Source organism: Haematospirillum sp. H1815 (assembly GCF_012102705.1).
Classification (GTDB): Bacteria; Pseudomonadota; Alphaproteobacteria; order Rhodospirillales; family Rhodospirillaceae; genus Haematospirillum.
Window position 1 is genome coordinate 52,234 of sequence record NZ_JAAVTA010000002.1, and the last position, 16,157, is coordinate 68,390.

Annotated in this window: 16 protein-coding genes and 4 tRNA genes; 6 read left to right on the forward strand and 14 right to left on the reverse strand. The window is 55.9% G+C overall.

The window, feature by feature from the left end:
- Window positions 1-19 precede the first annotated feature (19 nt).
- From HEQ60_RS02560 to infA, 6 genes are all read right to left on the reverse strand, one after another.
- The gene (locus HEQ60_RS02560) at window positions 20-1,123 is read right to left on the reverse strand and encodes a M48 family metallopeptidase (RefSeq protein ID WP_168069222.1); all 1,104 of its coding nucleotides are present in this window, start codon (window positions 1,121-1,123) and stop codon (window positions 20-22) included.
- 289 nt (window positions 1,124-1,412) lie between these two features.
- Window positions 1,413-1,488, reverse strand: a tRNA-Phe gene (locus HEQ60_RS02565).
- 92 nt (window positions 1,489-1,580) lie between these two features.
- On the reverse strand, window positions 1,581-1,829 hold the full coding sequence (locus tag HEQ60_RS02570; RefSeq protein WP_168069224.1) for a DNA gyrase inhibitor YacG: 249 nt from the start codon (window positions 1,827-1,829) through the stop codon (window positions 1,581-1,583).
- Window positions 1,829-3,160, reverse strand: a complete 1,332-nt coding sequence (locus HEQ60_RS02575; protein WP_168069226.1) for a ribonuclease E/G — start codon at window positions 3,158-3,160, stop codon at window positions 1,829-1,831. The genes HEQ60_RS02570 and HEQ60_RS02575 overlap by 1 nt, the downstream gene beginning before the upstream one ends.
- A gap of 5 nt (window positions 3,161-3,165) precedes the next feature.
- Window positions 3,166-3,744, reverse strand: a complete 579-nt coding sequence (locus HEQ60_RS02580; protein WP_168069228.1) for a Maf family protein — start codon at window positions 3,742-3,744, stop codon at window positions 3,166-3,168.
- 53 nt (window positions 3,745-3,797) lie between these two features.
- Window positions 3,798-4,016: a translation initiation factor IF-1 gene (infA, locus tag HEQ60_RS02585; RefSeq protein WP_066135009.1), complete on the reverse strand. Its 219-nt coding sequence runs from the start codon at window positions 4,014-4,016 to the stop codon at window positions 3,798-3,800.
- Window positions 4,017-4,339: 323 nt separating this feature from the next.
- Between infA and HEQ60_RS02590 the strand changes: the two genes are divergently transcribed.
- Entirely contained in the window at window positions 4,340-6,193 is a 1,854-nt protein-coding gene (locus HEQ60_RS02590) for an ATP-binding protein (RefSeq protein WP_168069230.1), read from the forward strand.
- A complete protein-coding gene (locus HEQ60_RS02595) occupies window positions 6,190-7,776 on the forward strand; it encodes an HD domain-containing phosphohydrolase (RefSeq protein ID WP_168069232.1) in 1,587 nt (528 codons plus the stop codon). Before HEQ60_RS02590 ends, HEQ60_RS02595 begins: the two co-directional genes overlap by 4 nt.
- Here HEQ60_RS02595 and HEQ60_RS02600 read toward each other — a convergent pair.
- From HEQ60_RS02600 to HEQ60_RS02625, 6 genes are all read right to left on the reverse strand, one after another.
- Complete coding sequence (locus HEQ60_RS02600) at window positions 7,773-8,225, reverse strand: low molecular weight phosphatase family protein (RefSeq protein ID WP_168069234.1); 453 nt, start codon at window positions 8,223-8,225, stop codon at window positions 7,773-7,775. The genes HEQ60_RS02595 and HEQ60_RS02600 overlap by 4 nt on opposite strands.
- A 3-nt stretch (window positions 8,226-8,228) precedes the next feature.
- Entirely contained in the window at window positions 8,229-8,753 is a 525-nt protein-coding gene (locus HEQ60_RS02605; RefSeq protein ID WP_168019619.1) for a UPF0262 family protein, read from the reverse strand.
- Between the two features lie 164 nt (window positions 8,754-8,917).
- The gene (locus tag HEQ60_RS02610) at window positions 8,918-9,196 is read right to left on the reverse strand and encodes a hypothetical protein (protein WP_168019621.1); all 279 of its coding nucleotides are present in this window, start codon (window positions 9,194-9,196) and stop codon (window positions 8,918-8,920) included.
- A gap of 170 nt (window positions 9,197-9,366) precedes the next feature.
- Window positions 9,367-10,668 (reverse strand): UDP-N-acetylglucosamine 1-carboxyvinyltransferase, encoded by a 1,302-nt coding sequence (gene murA, locus HEQ60_RS02615; RefSeq protein WP_168069632.1) that lies wholly within the window; start codon window positions 10,666-10,668, stop codon window positions 9,367-9,369.
- A gap of 62 nt (window positions 10,669-10,730) precedes the next feature.
- Window positions 10,731-11,285, reverse strand: coding sequence for a dCTP deaminase (dcd, locus tag HEQ60_RS02620; RefSeq protein ID WP_066134997.1), 555 nt, complete (start codon window positions 11,283-11,285; stop codon window positions 10,731-10,733).
- Between the two features lie 133 nt (window positions 11,286-11,418).
- Window positions 11,419-11,619, reverse strand: coding sequence for a hypothetical protein (locus HEQ60_RS02625; RefSeq protein WP_168019623.1), 201 nt, complete (start codon window positions 11,617-11,619; stop codon window positions 11,419-11,421).
- 215 nt (window positions 11,620-11,834) lie between these two features.
- On the opposite strand from HEQ60_RS02625, the gene HEQ60_RS02630 reads away from it, so the two are divergent.
- Window positions 11,835-11,909 (forward strand) — tRNA-Thr (locus tag HEQ60_RS02630).
- Window positions 11,910-12,715: 806 nt separating this feature from the next.
- The gene (locus HEQ60_RS02635; RefSeq protein ID WP_168069236.1) at window positions 12,716-13,870 is read left to right on the forward strand and encodes a hypothetical protein; all 1,155 of its coding nucleotides are present in this window, start codon (window positions 12,716-12,718) and stop codon (window positions 13,868-13,870) included.
- Between the two features lie 114 nt (window positions 13,871-13,984).
- Here the strand turns inward: HEQ60_RS02635 and HEQ60_RS02640 are convergent, their stop codons facing one another.
- Together HEQ60_RS02640 and HEQ60_RS02645 are read right to left on the reverse strand one after the other, a co-directional pair.
- Window positions 13,985-14,179, reverse strand: coding sequence for a hypothetical protein (locus HEQ60_RS02640; RefSeq protein ID WP_066134887.1), 195 nt, complete (start codon window positions 14,177-14,179; stop codon window positions 13,985-13,987).
- Window positions 14,180-14,288: 109 nt separating this feature from the next.
- Complete coding sequence (locus tag HEQ60_RS02645) at window positions 14,289-15,605, reverse strand: dicarboxylate/amino acid:cation symporter (RefSeq protein ID WP_168069238.1); 1,317 nt, start codon at window positions 15,603-15,605, stop codon at window positions 14,289-14,291.
- 196 nt (window positions 15,606-15,801) lie between these two features.
- Between HEQ60_RS02645 and HEQ60_RS02650 the strand changes: the two genes are divergently transcribed.
- Both HEQ60_RS02650 and HEQ60_RS02655 read left to right on the forward strand, forming a co-directional pair.
- A tRNA-Asp gene (locus HEQ60_RS02650) sits at window positions 15,802-15,878 on the forward strand.
- A 142-nt stretch (window positions 15,879-16,020) separates the two neighbouring features.
- A tRNA-Asp gene (locus tag HEQ60_RS02655) sits at window positions 16,021-16,097 on the forward strand.
- The last annotated feature ends 60 nt before the right edge of the window (window positions 16,098-16,157 follow it).

Consider the following 16,157-nt stretch of genomic DNA (forward strand, 5'->3'; position numbering starts at 1 on the left):
CTCTTGGGGACACCGGATCCTAGCCGTCGAATGACACCGCATCGGGACTTGGCGCATCTTCCTTGTCCTTGCTCTCGTTCGGACGAACAGGCTCACCCTCTGCCACTTTCCGGACAACCTCATCAGCCGTGGCCTCAACGCCCAGAAAACGCTTGGCCGTAGAAGGATGTGTGGAACCGGCAAGATGAATGGCCGTAGGGTTGGAAGTCGCCATCCGGCGCCACAAGTCAGCGGCTCCCTTCACATCATAACCAGCCCGTGCAGCGTAATAAACGCCTACGTAATCGGCCTCTTCCTCAAAATCCTGAGCATGAACCCCGGCCGCCACTTGCTCTCCAAGCCTGGCAAAGGCACCTGTACCCCCCAGAAATACGTCCAGAACAGAACCAACAATATAACCGGCCATGCGGTTCCCACGCTGTTTACCGATATGATTCATGGCATTATGCGCCAATTCATGCCCAATAATCAGTGCCAACTCATCATCTGATCCCACGAAACTCATCATGCCCGTTGTCACATGAACCTTGTCACCGTCGGCAAAGGCGTTGACAGCATCATTTGCAGCCAGAAATACGGGAAATGAACATGTCTGCAACGGATGAAGGGTGATAACAGGCTCATCCTGTCCTCGCCTGATTTTCAGGTTCACAGCGCCGGTGGACTCACCAATTTTCTCCGTCAGGAATTCATTGCCCTTCTTCCCACCCGGAACAGCCTGCCCATCCAGCTCCAACAGGACGTCACCGGTCTTGAGGCCCGCCAGATGTGCTGGCCCCCCGACAATGGTGTGCAGTATGGTGGCCTGATCCTGGATCCCATAAAGAGAAAGAAGAGCAGGCCGGAAATCCGGCCAATCGTCTTCCTGAACCATGGTCTTCATTCCCGCTTCGGCATGCACCGAATCATCGCACAGTTCCACATTCGACGTCCGCACACGCCATGCAACGGCTTGCAGGCGCTGATCAAGCGTGACACGCTCCCGGATCGCAAGCTCTCTTTGCCTCCTGGCCTCCTCGGCTGAAGCCGCATCCGTAATTTTGGGGGCCTGTGTTGTTGGTGAACACGCAATGACAGCGCCAGTCAACAAAACGACAGATGATATGCGTCGTAAAAAAGACATGCTTGGAACCCCATAATCCCCCCATGGCCAATCATGACGATATGGCCACGCCCCAAAAAGATAATAAATATAATTATCAATTCATTCGATCATAAAGGGTGGAAACGACTACACGCAACCCTTACTCACGCCCTTTTCATGGAAAAGAGTAAAATGAAGTCCATCTGATCCAAGATAATACGTGCCGAAAGGCACATGCCCCACGCTGCAAGCAGGATCGATAAGAATGTGCGTTATCGGTATGATCAATAAAAAGCCCCTGAAACTGTTTTAGTTTCAGGGGCCATAATGGTGCCCAGAGGCGGGATCGAACCACCGACACTGCGATTTTCAGTCGCATGCTCTACCAACTGAGCTATCTGGGCCCTTTAAACACAAACCGGCTTTCTTTATTAAGACAACCAGCGTGTCGGGAGCACGCTTATAGGAAATTAACCTGTTCCTGTCCAGCCTGTTTTCACAATTCGTTTTCTTTTTTATCGTCAAGCGAAGCACCTGTATCGACTGCCTGCTCTGGCGCATCCAGCACAGGAACACGGTAGCTTTCGCTCATCCAGCGATGCAAATCAACATCAGCACAACGCTTGGAACAGAAAGGCCGATAACGCGGATCAACAGGCTTCTTGCACTCAGGGCAACAAGCTGCCGACACACGAACAGGTTCGACACACGCAACAGGCCGTGAGTCATCAGAGGAACTGGACATTATGTAACCTCGTAACGGCTGGCTGGGTAAGAAGGAACAATCTCCAAGCCAACAGGAGAGCCCGCCTTGCGCCCAGCCTCTTCCAAGGCCGGAGCAAGGCGCCCTGTCAACAAGGCATGAATAACGGGGGATACCCTGAGAGAAACACGCGCAGCCCGGGTTGAACGTAGCACGTCAAGAGCGGCACGCAGGCTGTCCAGCGCACTGGTTTCGGGCAGGATGTCTGCCTCCCCCCCCTGCGCGGAGGATAATATGATTTCCCCAAGAGGAGTCCGGGTCCGGTCGCGACGAATTTCCACAAGTCCCAGCCCCGAGACACCCAGCACCGTTGAGGGAACGCAATCAGCGGACAAAGCGTCTTCCAGTGCCCGGGCCAAGGCTTTCTTGGCAGGGCGGGCCCCACCGCGCTGCGGGGCAATAAAATCAACAACGATCATCCCGGCCAGGGCCCGCAACCGAATCTGCCGCGCGATCGCGGCAACAGCACGGGCATTGACCTCATCTGGATCATCCCCGCCTGAGTCAACATCAATGGCTGTCAACGCCGCTGTTGGCTCAATCCACAAACATCCCTTGGCACCAAGAGGGACACGCCGCGCAAGCGCACCCCCAAGGACAGCATCATAATCAACCGTCGACAACACGGACCCCGGACCATCCCAGAGACGCACAGTAAAGCCAGCAGAACGCATCTTCAGAAGCAGGTCGGCATCGTCACACACAACGGCGTCAACCTGCCGGCCTGACAATGCAACAGACAAGGGCAAGGGACAATCTGTACCGCCCGCTAGAACAGCTTGGTAGCGTGCTCTCAGATTATCAAGCTCCCGGATCAGGGCATCTGCCTGCATGGAGCAGGCTTCAGGGCGCACGACAAGCCCCTCCCCGGCGCAGAGAACGGGCAAAAGGCACGCCTGCAACTGCTCCCTTTGCCCAGGATCACGAAGACCAGAAGAAAACGTAAGCCCCGGACGGGAGGACGTCAGAACAAGGCCATGCCCGGCAATCGACACATCCGAACCAAGCCGCGCGCCTTTTCCCCGCCGGGGTTCGTGCACAACCTGCACCGGAAGCCGGGTTCCTTCAGGAAACGGAGGGCGACCGGGGCTACCCTTTACAGGCAAGAACCCCGGATCCTCCGCCCCGATATCAACCAGAACCGCTTGGCAGGCTGGCAAATGCTGAATCACAAGACCCGGGATGATAGACCCGACCACCGGACGACAGTCGCGGAAAAGGTGAATCTCAACGACAGACCCACCCTCGACAAGAGCAACCCGTGTATCCCCCGGACTACGGCTGACCAAGGCTACACGTCCGGACGCTGCCATCAGCCTTACCCCCGGCGAAAACCCAAGCCACCCAGAAGACAATCTGTCTCGCGCAAGGGCAGCCCCACAACATTGGACCAAGACCCATGCAAACCCGTCACAAAGACCTCGGCCATGCCTTGGATAGCGTAACCACCCGCCTTCCCGTCCCATTCACCGGAATCGATATACTGTTGCACACGATCAGATGAAAGAACCGCAAAACCAACGACAGTCTGGACAACACGCAAGGCCAGACGGCCATCGGGGGCCACCACACAGACGCCGGTGTAGACGCGGTGACGACGCCCGGACAACAGGGACAGACAACGACGCGCCGTATCCGCATCTTCTGCTTTTGGCAGAATACGCGCCCCACACGCCACAACCGTATCCGCGGCAAGCACAAAGGCCCCGTGATGGCGTGGCGCAACAGCTTCGGCCTTGGCACGGGCCAAACGAAGGGCATACGGCCGAGGCCCTTCTTGCTTCAGGGGGGTTTCGTCTATTTCAGCGGGATCAACAACCGCAGGCACCAAGCCAATACGGGACAAAAGATCAAGGCGACGAGGAGATGCAGAGGCCAAAACAAGGGGCGACGGCATGCACGACCTATCCATGCCAGACACCGGCCACTCTTCCTGCAAAACCAGCATGCCTATTTGAAGCGGAACGTAATACGACCTTTGTCGAGGTCGTAGGGGGTCATCTCGACCGTAACGCGGTCACCCTTCAGGACACGGATTCTGTTCTTCCGCATGCGCCCGGATGTGTGGGCAATAATTTCGTGATCGTTGTCGAGCTTCACACGAAACATGGCGTTAGACAGCAGCTCTGTGACTTCTCCCATAAACTCGAGGGAATCTTCCTTGGACATTCTTGCTCCTGATTTGGCACGTGCCAGTAAAACTGCATCACATAAATGTTAAAAAGCCGCCGCGCGGTCAAGCTCTTTGACCACGGGACCGGCACGAACGTATCCGGGACGCACAACACACCGCACTGCAACACAGTGGCATTGGGCCTGAATGGCTCCATAGAACCCCGAATATGGCCTTTCGTCCACACTTTTTACCAATTCCGGCTTTTGCCCATACTGAAAGAACCTTCCGGGCGTTATTTGCCTGATACAAAACAGAACCGCATAGTGAACCAGGCCATGTGCACGCATGGTCTTGTCCGGCAGGGTGCGTGTTCCTGATGCCTGTTCCAGATCGGTCCTCCAGAGCTGTTGCAGAGCCATTGCGGCGCATGATGAACGCAATGCAGGTTGTGCCGCGCCACTCGTCCATTTCCAATGGCTCTTTCGTGGAAGCCGCCCGCAGTATGACCGAACTGGCTGTAACATCACTGGAAGTGGAACAGGCCGGCATATGGCTTTACAACGAAAGCCGCAGTGAATTGATGTGCCAGGATATTTATGCCCCGATGGAAGAGGGTCATGGCCGCTGCGCTCCTTTTCAGGTCTCCCTGCTTCCGGACTATATCCATGATCTGGATCGGCAGCGGCTGACGATCCTGACCATGCCCGAACACCGTGCCCCCCTGTCCGTTATGATTCAGGCCGGCGCTATCTCGGCACAAAGCCAGGCCCATCTCGGGGCCCATATCTACTCCAATGGCCGGGTTATCGGGCTTTTTGGCATGACCACCGAAACACCAAGACCAACCTGGAGTGCAGAAGAGCGCGCCTTCGCTACCTATCTCTGCGATGTTCTTGGCACCGTATGGCAAGCAAAGCTGCGGCGCGAAGCAGAAGAAGAGCTGCGGCTTCTCAACGAATCCCTAGAACGTCAGATCGAGGAACGCACACACCAGATCCAAGTGCAAAGCGCCCTGATGGAGGCTGTCCTCAATAATATCAGTCGCGGCGTCGGATGCTTTGATGCAGATAACCAGTTGGCACTGTGCAACCCTCAATTCCTGAAGATCCTTGGTCTGCCAGCCCGGTGCAGTACCGTTGGCACGCCCCTGCTCTCTATTACACAAAGTGGAAAAAGCGGGCAGGATCTGGCCCCTCTTCCACAGGCGGTACAGGACGAACAAGGCCGTTACGTTCCCTTCAGCCTTGCCCTGCAACGACACAACGGCCATATCGTGGAGCTGGAAGGTATTCCAATGCCGCATGATATCGGAGGCACGGTGATCACGTGCACCGACATGACCAAGCGCATACAGGTTGAGATCGAGATCAGGGATGCCCACCACGCCGCCCAGACAGCCAATGCAGCCCTGCGCAAGAGCCTGGAAGACCTGCAACGCACCCAGAAAGAACTGGTGGAATCTGAAAAGCTTGCATCCCTTGGCAGCCTGGTCAGCGGCATTGCCCATGAAATCAACACCCCCGTTGGCGTTGGATTGACCGCTGCCTCGCTTCTGGATGAGTCCATCAGCGAGCTAGAGGCTTGTTATGAGCGCGAAGACTTGGACTCCGAGACCTTCGAAAACTTCATGAGTGGCGCAAAAGAAACCATCCGGATGGTTCTGGGAAACATCGAGCGCGCTGCCGAACTGGTACGATCCTTCAAGAATATTGCCACCAACAGCTCCAGCGAAGAAATCCGCAAGGTCAATCTGAAGCAGCATATCAAGGATGTTGTTGTCAGCCTGACGCCACGAATCCGCCAGTCCGGGGTTCGCGTGGAAACGGATATTCCGGATGACATCAGCCTGTCCACACATCCGGGGCCATTGGGGCAAGTTATGACCAATCTGGTTATGAACGCCCTGACCCATGCCTTTCCCGAAAAGAAAGATGGCAACACGGTGTGGATTGCGGCCCGCCCGGAAACACCAAGGACCGGCATGACAGAGATCACCGTGTCGGATAACGGCATCGGCGTCAGCCCTGAACACCTGTCCCGACTGACCGAACCTTTCTTTACAACCAAGCGCGGCAGCGGTGGAACCGGGCTGGGGCTGCATATTGTCTACAACATTGTGACCGGAGCTCTGGGAGGGCAAATGCACTACAGCAGCCCACCCGGAGAGGGACTGTCTTTCAGGATTATCCTGCCGTCCCTGACCCCTCACGAGGAGGGCCATGTATCATGACCGGAAAATCCCCCATGCTCAGCCCCAAGTCCCCACGAAAGAAAAAGAAACAGGGGGCAGACGAGTCCACATCCACCGTTGCAAACGGCTGGCCGGTTCTGATTGTCGATGACGAGCCCGAGGTGCATCGCGTTACGGAACTGGCCCTGGCCGGATTCCGGTTCGCAGACCGCCCTCTTGAAATCATCAACGCCATGTCCGCAGCCGAGGCCCGCAAAATACTCGAATTGCGCAGCGATATCGCCGTTATCCTGCTGGATGTCGTGATGGAGACAGAGCACGCCGGCCTAGACCTGGCTCAATGGATCCGGAACGGGCTTGGCAATACCGATGTCCGGATTGTGCTGCGCACCGGACAGCCGGGACAAGCACCGGAACGGGAGGTTATCACCACCTACGACATCAATGACTACAAGGAAAAAACAGAGCTGACAGCCCGCAAGCTGCATACCCTGTTTTTTTCCTGTCTACGGTCCTGGAGAGATATCAAGACCCTGGAAGCAACCCAGCGCGGGCTTGACCTGATCCTGAACGGGGCCGGATCTCTGTTTTCCTATCAGCCGGCCAACCGGTTTGCAGAAACCGCGTTGCACCTGTTTCATGATCTTTTGCATCTACATGACACAACAGCTGAATCCCCCATGCACGGGCTGGTACTGAGCGTTCAACGCCGCACAGGGAAAATTGCCATCATGGCAGGGACGGGACGTTACAGCCCACCCCTGACCGGCCGGCTGGAAGACCTTCGCCCGGACCTGCCGGATGACCTGAAACGCCTGGAAAGCAAAATCCCGGAGAACGGTCATTTCGCCATGGATGGGACCATGGCACTGGCCAGTTTCCGCAGCTCGGTCGAGATCAAGAATATCCTGATGCTGGACGGTGTTGATGCCACGTCCATTCCCCAGCGACCCGTTCTTGATATCTTTTGCCGGACCATGGCCTATGCCATGGACAACTATAACTTGATAGATCTTGTGGAGCGTACACAGAAAGAGGTTGTCCAACGCCTGGGAGAAGCCGTGGAAACCCGGGCCATGGAAAGCAGCCAGCATGTGCGGCGTGTGGCGGAATACTCCTGGATTCTAGCACTGGCAGCAGGCATGCCGCGCCGGGATGCACAGGTTCTGCTGGCAGCCTCTCCGTTACACGATGTTGGCAAGATCGGCATTCCGGATGCCATCCTGAACAAACCCGGCAAGTTGACCGATGAAGAGTGGGAAGTCATGAAAACCCACGCCATTATTGGCGAGGACATGCTGATCCAATCTGACCTGGAAATCCTGAAATGTGCCGCCATTATCGCCGGCGGACACCACGAACGCTGGGACGGCACAGGATATCCAAGACGTCTGTCCGGGAAGATCATTCCCCTGCCCGCCCGCATTACGGCCATAGCCGATGTCTTCGACAGCCTTGCCAGTGACAGCGTGTACAAGAAGGCATGGCCACTGGAACGCATTCTACAATACTTCGAGGAGAATTCCGGAACCCAGTTTGATCCATCCCTGGTCCGTATTCTTTTCGAGAAGCTGCCGGACCTGCTGGAAGCCCGCGATCGATACCGCGACGATATTTTCTAGACGCTGCCTGTGCTTTCGACAGGAGGACCAAACCGGTCCTTGATCCGCTTGATCAGATCGTCACGCACCTGACGGTATGCATCCAGCCTCACCTCCCGCGATCCTTCAACAACAGAAGGATCAAACGTGTGCCAGAACTCCACATCACACGCCACCGTGCGGGTCAGCTCAACGGCCTTGTGCTGTGCTTCGGGCGACAGGGAAATCACCAGATCAAAGCTGTCATCATCCAGATCATCAAACGTTTTGGGGCTATGACGCGACACGTCAATACCGATTTCAGCCATGACAGCAACCGCAAAGCCATCCAGCTGGCCACAGCGAACACCGGCGGAATCAACGTATATTTTCTTTCCATACAGATGACGCAGGATGGCCGCAGCCATGGGAGAACGAATGGAGTTCATCGTGCAGACGAACAAGACAGCCGATGGATCGCTCCGCTCCACCCCTCAACTCCGCGCGTGCAGGACGCAGACCAAGGTGAACAAGCGGCGGGCCGTATCCAGGTCAATATCAATACCGGCATCGGAAAGCTGCTGGCGCAACATCGATGCTCCCTCGTTGTGGAGGCTCCGTCGCCCTGCATCAACCGCTTCGATACGCGACGGTGCAGCCGTACGGATAGCCCCGTAGTAGCTGTCGCAAACCATGAAATATTCCCGGATCACAGCCCGGAATCCTTTCAGGGACAGAAAAAACGTTTCAATTGGTACATCGCCTTCCGTCCGGACATCAAAATATAGTTTCTCTCCTTCAACGAAAAGGTGAAGACTGTACGGACCTTCATTCCCCGCACCCGACACACGGAACGTGTTGTCCTCGATCAGATCATAAATGGCGACCCGCCGCTCATGCTCGACCTCCGGCCTGCGGCTGCGAACGATTTTCTCATCCAGATAAACAGAGACAATCCTGTTCTTATCCACAGCAAGAACCGCCGGTGTCTTCACACCGTCATTTCCTGACCCCGGCATCAAGAGGCACAGCTCCCGGACAGGGTGAAATACCGTCCTGCATGAAACAATCGGCAAGCCATAGTCTCTCCCAAGAACTGCCAAGAATGGAGGTACTGGCCCGGCAAGGTTTGCCGCACCACAGCATCTTGTCAAGGCAGCACATGGAAAAGACCACGAAAGTTCTACCGGAACCGTACGTAGTACGAGATACCAAAGAACCCGAGACCCAAGGCGATGATCGCAACCAGAACAACCAGCACAATGGTCTGCAGGGCAGAAACAACAGCTCCGCCGCCGCTGTTTATGGCCGCGTTCAACTGATCCATACGTTCCTGGATAGGCTTTTGCATCGCCTTTTTCTTGCCTGGCGGCAAGGCGTTATACATCTCCTGCAGACGCTTCAATTCCTGAATATTCTCTGCACGAGACCCCAGCTTGGGCTTGGACTTGGGCTTGGCCATTAACCCCTCATCTCACCCGGCCCCGCGCCACGCGGATGCCACACACCGGCCTTTGCCGCTGCCCGACTATAGCACGCACCCCCGGGCAATAAAGGGGGGCGGGCCTTTCTGAAGCCGTGGTCTTTCCCGGTGGACGAGAATAAGACCACGACACAACACACAGTAAAGAATCAGCCACGTAAACGCTCTATATTGGCACCGCAGGCGGCAAGCTTGGCTTCCAGACGCTCGTAACCGCGGTCAAGGTGGTAAATACGGTTCACAATGGTCTCCCCTTCAGCAGCCAGACCGGCCAGAACAAGGGAAACAGAGGCCCTGAGGTCCGTGGCCATCACCGGGGCACCGGAAAGCCGGGGCATACCGCGCACAATGGCAGAAGCCCCGTGTACGTTGATTCTGGCCCCCATGCGGCACAGCTCCGGCACATGCATGAACCGGTTCTCGAAAATTGTCTCGGTAATCATTGACGCCCCGTTGGCCGTTGCCATCAGGGCCATGAACTGGGCCTGCATATCGGTGGGGAAGCCGGGATAGGGCTCGGTCATCAGATCAATGCCCCGGATCTCGGCACCATCAGCGCGGATACGAACCCCGCTCGAGGTTTCAATCACTTCAACGCCACATTCGTTCAGGGCAGAAAAGACTGCACCCAAGGCCGCAGAATTGGCACCGACCAGTTCCACATCGCCACGTGTAATGGCCGCCGCAATAGCATATGTCCCGGTTTCAATGCGATCGGGCAAAACCGAATATTCTGTCCCGTGCAGGGACGACACGCCCTCGACCCGCAAGCAATTGGTGCCAATCCCGGAAATCCTGGCACCCATCAGGGTCAGGCAATTGGCCAGATCCGCAATTTCAGGCTCCTGGGCCGCATTCATGATCACAGTCTCGCCCTCGGCCAGGCAGGCGGCCATCAAGGCATTCTCTGTTCCACCAACGGTGACAGCAGGGAACATGATGGTGCCACCGCGCAAACGGCCATTCAGGTCATCACGGATGCGGGCGTTGATATATCCCTCGTCCAGCGAAATCTCGGCCCCAAGTGCTTCCATCGCCTTCAGATGCAGGTCAACGGGCCTGGTTCCGATGGAACACCCGCCGGGCAATGAAACACGACATGCACCAAAACGCGCCAGCAACGGCCCCAGAACCAAAACGCTGGCCCGCATTTTCCGGACAAGGTCATAGGGTGCCGTCAGGCTTGTTATATCGGCAGCCTGCAACTCCAGCACACGGCCTGATGCACTGCCGAGACCGCCCTCACCCCCATTCAGGTGCATACTGGTCCCGTGCTGGGCCAGCAGGTGCGCCATGGTGGTGATATCCGCCAGATGCGGCAGGTTGGTCAGACGCAAGGTCTCCTCGGTCAGGAGTGCCGCCGCCATCAGGGGCAAGGCTGCATTCTTCGCACCACCGATCGGGATCGTTCCGCGCAGGGGCGTTCCCCCGACGATGCGGATGCGATCCATCCCTCCGCGCTGCTCCTGCCGGGGGCGCTCTACCGTCAGGCTGTCCGCTGTCGGGCGCTCTATCACAGCCGGGGCAGTGTCACGCCCTTCTGGCCCATGTACTTGCCCTTGCGGTCGCCATAGGAAGTTTCGCATTCGGGATTCCCCTTCAGGAAGATAAACTGACAAGCTCCCTCGTTGGCATATATGCGTGCGGGCAAGGGAGTGGTATTGGAAAATTCAAGCGTCACGTGGCCTTCCCATTCGGGTTCCAGAGGCGTGACGTTGACGATGATTCCGCATCGGGCATACGTTGACTTGCCAAGACAGATCACCAGCGTGTCACGTGGAATACGAAAGTATTCGACCGTACGGGCCAAGGCAAAGCTGTTGGGGGGAATAACGCAGACATCTGTCTTGCGGTTCACAAAGCTCTTGTCCGAAAATTCCTTTGGATCAACAACGGCGGAATCAACATTGGTAAAAATCTTGAACTCGTCGGCAACCCGGGCATCGTACCCATACGAAGAGACGCCATAGGAAATCACGCCATCCCGTTCCAGACGGTCGGTAAAAGGCTCGATCATACCGCGGTTACGGGCCATTTCACGAATCCAGGTATCAGGCATGACGGCCATGGGAAACAGTCTCCATCATTTGGAACCGGGGTGTTGCCCTGTGACACAACGGGGCGGAAACGGCACCTTGTAGCGCAGCACGCGCCAGACCACAACGGCGTGTTTTTGGTTTCAAGCCCGTTTTACGGGCATATCATCCCGTTTCATCCCGGGGCACGGCAGATGCTGACGGGCATGTCCCTGAATCATCATCGGAAATGGCCCGCGACCGGGTCTGCTGCTTGCGTCGCAACAGGTTCTCCCGCAGGGCCATGGCCAGACGATCCTGGCGACGATCCTTCGACGGTCGGGATCCACCGCCCTTCTCTTCCGAAACAACCGGAGTATCTGTCATCAGATAATTGCCTGTACAAAACAATCGCACATGATCCCGCTGCCAACAGGCCGGAACACTGGCACTGTGCGATGATCAGGTCATCACCGTCAACCCACTGGCCCACATTTTTATGCTTGCATGGGTCGATACGCTGTGCCATAAACCCGCCCACCCTGCGGGGTGCTCGAAAAGGCCTTGTCACAAGGTAACTTGGGCTGACAATTCAAGTCGTTGCTGCTGTAGCTCAGGGGTAGAGCACTCCCTTGGTAAGGGAGAGGTCGAGAGTTCAAATCTCTCCAGCAGCACCAGCCGGAACCCCCAGGAAAACCTGGGGGTTTTGTTTTTCCCGGACACACTGCCAGACGGTCTCGTATTGCATGCTTACCCCGTGCCTGCATGCCCCTTGATAAGGGCCGGCAAACCATGCCGCAGACACCACACATAGCACACCTCAGGATTATTTGATTTTATGATCGAACTATCTTAGGGTGATGAACGTCGGCAGGTTCCAAAAACCTGTCGATAGAGGCCCAAAAACCTCGTACATACCAAGAGCAGACAGTCGCCCATATTGCGCGGCGACTGTCTGTACGGTGACGGACTGATTCCTCGCGGTCCGTGCACGTGTATCATGGCGGGAGGGCGGCGAATAGAAAACCCGCAAGGGGAATAAGCCCGCCCGGTACCTCTGACTCTTGGCAGTGTTATTGGGTTTTTGGCCTCCCGCCACCACGTGTGTTGTCAGCGCATGCGGTGGCCGGCGTCTTCGTGCGCTGAACCGGGGACCCGGTGTGGTTTCCCCCCGATGGCCATCCTGTCTGGCTTCCTTGCTCCCCGCCGGACAGGGACATTGGGTCCCCGGTTTTTTATACGGCTCCACCCCAGACATTCCCATGGCAATACAGAGCTCCACATTCAAACTTCCCCATAAACGCGTTATATAACAAAACACTACAATGTCAGCGTGAGATAATATCGATAAAACATCATTAATTTCAGTGAAACGTTGACCACCCCACAAGCAACCCTGTATGCAAACAACAGGGAATATAACCTGTGCGTTTTCAGAAAGCGCAACAAATAAGCCTTTAATAAAATTCAGAGGGTGCCAAACATGTCCGTATTTACCGTATTCTTTTGTGGAACCGCCTCAACAAGATACGATGCCCACAATCCCAACTACCCTAACGGAGAACTGGTCTCAACACTGGCTCACAACTGCCTTGGCAGGGAATTTGCGGACTGGGTAATCATTGACGGGCCGGGAAGCGGGAATCTTCAGGAAGACCAGCTCTGGGAAGAACCCGGTGGTTACTACAACATAAAAGGAACCCTTTTTGGCGCAGGCTGGGAAGAAAATGTCGCCCATGCCGTTGCCCTGACAAAAGGAAAAGCCAACTGGAAACGCCAGCAACTGACCGAGCAGGAATACAACATCCTGAAAAAGGCCGGCATTCCGATACAGGACTCAGAAGCGGTAGGCTCCTACTTTTGGAGACGGTATGATTACGGTAACCGCACCATAACACCGCAAGAGTTACAGGAACTGATCATACGTATCTTCCGCAGAGGATCTCTGATACCGAAGCAAGTAAACTTGGTGGGATGGAGCCGGGGTGGCATCAGCTGTCACATGATGGCCAACGCCATGGCGGGCGATCCTGAACTCAAACATATTCCTGTCAACATATTCACTGTTGACCCCGTGCCAGGGACAGCAAACTTCCAGAACCACCGGACAAAAATTGGTGCCAACGTCAAGGAATACGTCGCTTTCTACGCCCGGGATGAGCGGTCCAAGGGCTTTGCCTGCGTCATTCCGGAGAGCACAGCCGACACACGCATGCATATTTTCCCCATGGCGGGCAGACATGCCACCCTGGTTGGAAATGGAGCCATCGACGGCGACGTGGGAAGACAACGGTGTCTGGAACCCGGTATCATTGTACGCCATGTTGCGGAAACGTGCCTGACCCGGTGGGGTGTTTCGCTATCCAACAAGCTTCTGTTGACGAACAAGAAGCTGGAGAATGCATACGCAGCCCTGTCAGCAGACGAGGACCTGTACATACAAATGCGTTCCAGCGTGTACACAATTCAAGAAAGCATTGGCGAGAACAAGGACCGCTACGTCTCTCACGGGAACAGGGGGCTTGCCTTCCACGATGTGCATGGCAACGCATTCTACAAAACCGATGGACTATCTGCCCGCATCGGGCCTGATAACGTTATCTCGCTGCTTGAGCAACAGCCTGCTCATGCCGGATAAAGCCATCGCATCACCACTTGGTCTGCAAAGAAAACGCCCGACAACAGGCCGTTGACCATACGTTCAGGCCAGATATCACAGGGGGACAGGGCCAAGCACCTGTCCCCTTTCTGATTAATGCCGTACCCCGGTATCGTGATCGGCGGGTACATCACACCCGGCACGGGCCAAGGCATCCAGAACAGAAACACGCGCAGCCCCGACAAGCAAAGCCGGCTCGCAATCTCCCCAACAGCGCAGCATCTCGACTTCCAGCTCTTCCAGGGCCGTCAGGATTTCTCTTCTTTTGGTTTCTTGCTGATGGTCCATGAGGCAACTTCTCCTGAAAAGTGAGAATGCTGAAAAATGCAGGGATTACGTTAGCATTTCACCCATATAGTTCTTTTTGTGTCCAGCCGTACACAAAATTAGCGACACACTAGCGTGCTATCTCATGGCCTTTGTCCTTGGTCCCGGTGTCCGGAAGTGACGCAGCACTATCCGGTGCCACATCATCTTCCACCAAGGCAGAGCACCCATACCTTTCGTCATCCAGAAGACCCTTTTCAAAACGGGCAACGAGCACAGGCACCAAAGCCTGACCGGTTACATTCGTGGCCGTACGCATCATGTCAACGACACGATCTACGGCAACGATATACCCGATAGCTTCCAGCGGCAGACCAACAGCACCCAGCGTCAGGGTCAGCATAACAATCGATGGCCCCGGAACACCCGCTGTCGCCAATGACCCCACCACACCAATGACAAAGACGGTCAACAGGGCACCAGCCGACAGCTCAACCCCCGTGTATTGGGCGATAAACAGGGTAGCAATGGCAGGAAAGATGGCCCCGCACCCATCCATTTTCATGGATGCCCCAAGGGGGACGGCAAAGCTGGCATAATCCTGCGCAACGCCCAAACGCCGCGTTGTACACGACAAGGTCAGGGGCAAGCTGGCAAAGCTGGACGCGGTCACAAACGCAACCTGCATGGCCGGGGCCACACCACGAAAGAACTTTCGCGGATCAAGGCCGTGCAGGGACAAAAGCCCGCCATACACAACAAACAAGTGGAACAGGCAAGCCACATACAGGGCAAGGATATAGTGCCCCAAGGGCAGAAGCGATTCTGCCCCTGATGTCCCCACCACCCAAGCAATCAGGCCAAATGTTCCGATTGGCGTCAGCTGCAGGACCAGACGAACAATCTGCATGACCGCCTCATTGGCCTGTGTCACGCATGAACGCAGCAGAGCAGCCCTCTCCCCCAGCACGGCAAGACTACCCCCGAAAAGGAGCGATACAAACAAGACCTGCAACACATGACCTTCAGCCATGGCTTGAAAAGGATTGGACGGCACAACAGACAACAGCACATCGACCGGCCCCGGAATAACGGGGGTACGGGCTTCACCAACCGCCAGCTGTCCGATGCCAATCCCGGGTTCCAGTAACAGGCCGGTTGCGATGCCGACCGCAGAGGCCAAGGCTGCTGTCAGAATAAAGTACAGAACCGTTTTTACCCCCAGACGCAGGGCACCACCAATGCTCCCCAATCCAGCAACGCTGGAAACGATGCTGGTCAACAGCAAGGGAACCACCAGCATCCTGATCAGGGTAATGTACACATCCCCAATCGGCTTGAACCAGACCGCCGCTTGCGGACCGGCCATATAGCCGGCAATTCCACCCGCAACAAAGCCCGCAACCACCTTCTTCCACAAAGCAACCCGCATCCACGCTGGCAACACAGGCCTCTCCTTACCTCTGAACGACACTTCCGTTGAAGATAGGGCGCGCCCCTGAATTATACAAATTTTTTGAGCTAAATTTTTTATTTAACATAGTATTTTTGTTAAATGTGGCATATCCGTTTGGCAGCCCCGCTCGCACCTATTTTTCTCTTGCGCCGGGCATCGTCCCCCTATATAAACCGCGCTCTCGATTGCGGGTGTAGCTCAGTTGGTTAGAGTGCCGGCCTGTCACGCCGGAGGTCGCGGGTTCGAGCCCCGTCACTCGCGCCATCGAGATCATGAAAGACCGACCATTCCCATGGTCGGTCTTTTTATAATGCACGGGATTATCTTTCCCGAACTATCTGCCAGAACACAAAAAAAGCTTGCCTAATCCGGTTCGCATGGCTATAAAGCACCCGCACATCACAGCGCGGGTGTAGCTCAGTTGGTTAGAGTGCCGGCCTGTCACGCCGGAGGTCGCGGGTTCGAGCCCCGTCACTCGCGCCATCAACAAAAGCCCTGAGCCACGGTTCGGGGCTTTTTTGCTATGACAGAAACCCCACTATC

Coding starts and splice junctions, on each gene's coding strand:
- HEQ60_RS02560 (WP_168069222.1), bottom strand. CDS start 1,123: ATGTCTTTTTTACGACGCATATCATCTGTCGTTTTGTTGACTGGCGCT.
- HEQ60_RS02570 (WP_168069224.1), bottom strand. CDS start 1,829: ATGTCCAGTTCCTCTGATGACTCACGGCCTGTTGCGTGTGTCGAACCT.
- HEQ60_RS02575 (WP_168069226.1), bottom strand. CDS start 3,160: ATGGCAGCGTCCGGACGTGTAGCCTTGGTCAGCCGTAGTCCGGGGGAT.
- HEQ60_RS02580 (WP_168069228.1), bottom strand. CDS start 3,744: ATGCCGTCGCCCCTTGTTTTGGCCTCTGCATCTCCTCGTCGCCTTGAT.
- infA (WP_066135009.1), bottom strand. CDS start 4,016: ATGTCCAAGGAAGATTCCCTCGAGTTTATGGGAGAAGTCACAGAGCTG.
- HEQ60_RS02590 (WP_168069230.1), top strand. CDS start 4,340: ATGCCTGTTCCAGATCGGTCCTCCAGAGCTGTTGCAGAGCCATTGCGG.
- HEQ60_RS02595 (WP_168069232.1), top strand. CDS start 6,190: ATGACCGGAAAATCCCCCATGCTCAGCCCCAAGTCCCCACGAAAGAAA.
- HEQ60_RS02605 (WP_168019619.1), bottom strand. CDS start 8,753: ATGCCGGGGTCAGGAAATGACGGTGTGAAGACACCGGCGGTTCTTGCT.
- HEQ60_RS02610 (WP_168019621.1), bottom strand. CDS start 9,196: ATGGCCAAGCCCAAGTCCAAGCCCAAGCTGGGGTCTCGTGCAGAGAAT.
- murA (WP_168069632.1), bottom strand. CDS start 10,668: ATGGATCGCATCCGCATCGTCGGGGGAACGCCCCTGCGCGGAACGATC.
- dcd (WP_066134997.1), bottom strand. CDS start 11,285: ATGGCCGTCATGCCTGATACCTGGATTCGTGAAATGGCCCGTAACCGC.
- HEQ60_RS02625 (WP_168019623.1), bottom strand. CDS start 11,619: ATGACAGATACTCCGGTTGTTTCGGAAGAGAAGGGCGGTGGATCCCGA.
- HEQ60_RS02635 (WP_168069236.1), top strand. CDS start 12,716: ATGTCCGTATTTACCGTATTCTTTTGTGGAACCGCCTCAACAAGATAC.
- HEQ60_RS02640 (WP_066134887.1), bottom strand. CDS start 14,179: ATGGACCATCAGCAAGAAACCAAAAGAAGAGAAATCCTGACGGCCCTG.